Source organism: Streptomyces graminilatus, from assembly GCF_001418565.1.
Taxonomy (GTDB): Bacteria; Actinomycetota; Actinomycetes; order Streptomycetales; family Streptomycetaceae; genus Streptomyces; species Streptomyces graminilatus.
This window is the reverse complement of the sequence record NZ_LIQQ01000538.1, coordinates 188-410: the sequence shown is the minus strand read 5'-3', so window position 1 is coordinate 410 and position 223 is coordinate 188. Positions and strand designations below refer to the sequence as shown.

Here is a 223-nt window from a genome sequence, read left to right as displayed (position 1 = left end):
CCAGCAGCGCGAGGTGGAGGAGGCCTGCCACACGGGCCTGCGCGCCGTGGATCTTCTCGGCACCCTGCGCTCCAACCGGGGCGCCGAGTATCTGGAGGACCTCCAGCTGCGCCTTGAGCCGTACCGCGACGAACCGGTCGTCCGGGATTTCGGGGCGCGGCTGGACCTGCGGGTGGCGGCGTGACCTGCGAGGTGCCGACCTGACGGCGTGACGGGAGACACA

Annotated in this window: 1 pseudogene; it reads left to right on the top strand. The window is 71.7% G+C overall.

Features of this window, described 5'->3' with window-relative positions:
- Positions 1 to 184: pseudogene (locus AOK08_RS47945) on the top strand (transcriptional regulator); the annotation flags it as partial.
- Between the last annotated feature and the right edge of the window lie 39 nt (positions 185 to 223).